Genomic DNA, 2,437 nt, shown 5'->3' with positions numbered 1-2,437 from the left:
CGCCGGCGGCATCTTTACGGGTGGTTTCGCCGCGGTCACACGCTTTTGCAACGGTATAAACGTATGAGCGCGCTGCGTTCATTTGTGTATACATGTCGGCTACTTTGCCTTGAATTAACTGAAATTGGCCAATAGGGGTGTCGAACTGTTTACGTTCATGAATGTACGGTACAACAATATCCATACAGGCTTGCATTATGCCAAGGGGGCCTGCAGCAAGTACTACACGTTCGTAATCTAGGCCGCTCATAAGTACCTTAACGCCTTCGTTTAGGTTACCTAAAATGTTTTCTTCTGGTACTTCGCAGTTTTCAAACACCAGCTCACACGTGTTTGAGCCACGCATACCAAGCTTGTCTAGCTTTTGCGCGGTAGAAAAACCAGGGAAGTCTTTTTCAACAATAAATGCGGTAATGCCTTTAGCGCCGGCTTCTAAATCTGTTTTTGCATAAATAACAAATGTGTGTGCATCGGGGCCGTTGGTGATCCACATTTTATTGCCATTTAAAATGTATTTATCGCCTTTTTTTTCAGCTTTAAGTTTCATTGATACCACGTCAGAACCTGCATTTGGTTCGCTCATGGCAAGGGCACCAATGTGTTCGCCGCTAATAAGCTTTGGTAAGTATTTTTCTTTTTGTGCTTGGTTACCGTTACGGTTAATTTGATTTACACACAAGTTTGAATGCGCACCATAACTTAAGCCAATTGATGCACTCGCACGGCTAATTTCTTCCATGGCAATTACATGCTCTAAGTAGCCTAAGCCTGCACCGCCAAAGTCTTCAGAAACGGTCATGCCTAGTACACCCATTTCGCCCATTTGCGGCCAAAGCTGATTAGGAAACGCGTTGTCCATATCGGTTTGTTCAGCCAGTGGCGCAATTTCTTGGCTTGCAAAGCTATTTACGTGGTCGCGGATCATATCGGCGGTTTCGCCAAGGCCAAAGTTCATCTCTTTATAAAGTGAAATAGTGCTCATGATTCATTCCTGTGTGTGTTGTCAGTGTGTTTTTATTATTAAAATAGGCTACTCGTCTATTTTATTAAGTGTGTCTCTGCAGCGGCGCTCCGCTGTCACTAATTCCATAAGCACAACTTTTATGTCGTCCATTTGCTGAGATAGGTCGGCTTTTTTCTCTGCAATTAAATCGAGCATAGTGACCAGCTGTTTAGCGCTTGATTTATCAGCGTCGTACAGTTCAAACAAACGGCCTGTTTCTGCAAGCGTAAAGCCTAAGCGTTTGCCACGCAGTATTAGTTTTAAGCGAACTTTGTCGCGTTTTGAATAAATACGGGTTTGGCCATTGCGCTCTGGGCTTACTAAACCTTGGTCTTCGTAAAAACGAATAGAGCGGGTGGTAATATCAAACTCTTTAGCTAAATCACTAATACTAAAGGTTTGATCGTTACTGCTTGGCGCTTTTGCAGAACTTGCAAAGTTTGTTTGGTTATCTGGTTTCATAGTTGTGTTTACCTCATTCGAATAACTCCAATATAAGTGAAGTTTACGTAAAGGTAAAGCTTGGTGTGGTATGAAACTATTTATAAAGGAGTGTTGATGTGAAATGTTAAATTATATTATTAATATTCAATAGTTTATTTTTATTAATTGTTCACTTCGCCGTTACTGGAAAATAATGCTTACACTTTTAAAACTAAAAATTAAACGCTTTTTAGTTGACGTTAGCGTAAACGTTAGTATTGTGTAAGGGTGTTAAACAATAAATGAATACTAAATTAATAGAGCAAATATTCTAACAACTATTTGCATATAAATACAACGGAGTTAATTATGACTTTAGAATCAGTGGTAATTGTAGCAGCAAAGCGTACGCCAATGGGCGGGTTTATGGGCGCATTGACCGATGCACAATCTACCGAGCTTGGCGCAACCGCCATTGCAAGTGCGCTTGCACAAACTGGTTTAGCAAATGATGCAATAGATGAAGTAATTATGGGCTGTGTATTGCCGGCGGGCCTTGGCCAAGCGCCAGCACGCCAAGCAATGTTAAAAGCAGGCCTTGCTCTGGGCACGGGTGCTACCACCATTAATAAAGTATGTGGCTCTGGTTTAAAAGCCGCCATGCTCGCTAACGACTTAATTAAAGCGGGCTCAATTAGCAGTGCAATTGCTGGTGGCATGGAAAGCATGAGTAACGCACCGTATTTTATACCTAAAGCACGTGGCGGTATGCGTATGGGCCACGGCGAAATTAAAGATCATATGATGAGCGATGGCCTAGAAGATGCTTACGATAACAAAGCAATGGGCTGTTTTGCACAAGATACTGCCGATGAGTACGGCATTGGCCGTGAGCAAATGGATGAGTTTGCACTTAGCTCTTTAAGTAAAGCTAATGCGGCAATTGAAAACGGCAGCTTTGAAAACGAAATTGCGCCGCACACCATAAAAACTCGCAAAGGCGATGTAACC

General features: G+C 42.3%; 2 protein-coding genes and 1 pseudogene. 1 reads left to right on the top strand and 2 read right to left on the bottom strand.

All coding sequences use genetic code 11. The annotated features are described in order from the left end of the window. A partial coding sequence (locus tag L650_RS0107685) for an acyl-CoA dehydrogenase family protein (protein WP_085065441.1) occupies positions 1 to 982 on the bottom strand: 982 nt, incomplete at its 3' end. A 48-nt stretch (positions 983 to 1,030) separates the two neighbouring features. Then, positions 1,031 to 1,465, bottom strand: a complete 435-nt coding sequence (locus tag L650_RS0107680) for a MerR family transcriptional regulator (RefSeq protein ID WP_004587901.1) — start codon at positions 1,463 to 1,465, stop codon at positions 1,031 to 1,033. A 330-nt stretch (positions 1,466 to 1,795) separates the two neighbouring features. On the opposite strand from L650_RS0107680, the pseudogene L650_RS0107675 reads away from it, so the two are divergent. Further along, positions 1,796 to 2,437: pseudogene (locus tag L650_RS0107675) on the top strand (acetyl-CoA acetyltransferase); the annotation flags it as partial.

Origin of the sequence: Pseudoalteromonas sp. TB51, assembly GCF_000498055.1 — a bacterium.
GTDB classification, from domain to species: Bacteria; Pseudomonadota; Gammaproteobacteria; order Enterobacterales; family Alteromonadaceae; genus Pseudoalteromonas; species Pseudoalteromonas atlantica.
This window is presented reverse-complemented; position numbering and strand designations above follow the sequence as displayed.

What these genes read in the sequence shown, in the direction of transcription:
- L650_RS0107680 (WP_004587901.1), bottom strand. Translation starts at nt 1,465, where the DNA reads ATGAAACCAGATAACCAAACAAACTTTGCAAGTTCTGCAAAAGCGCCA.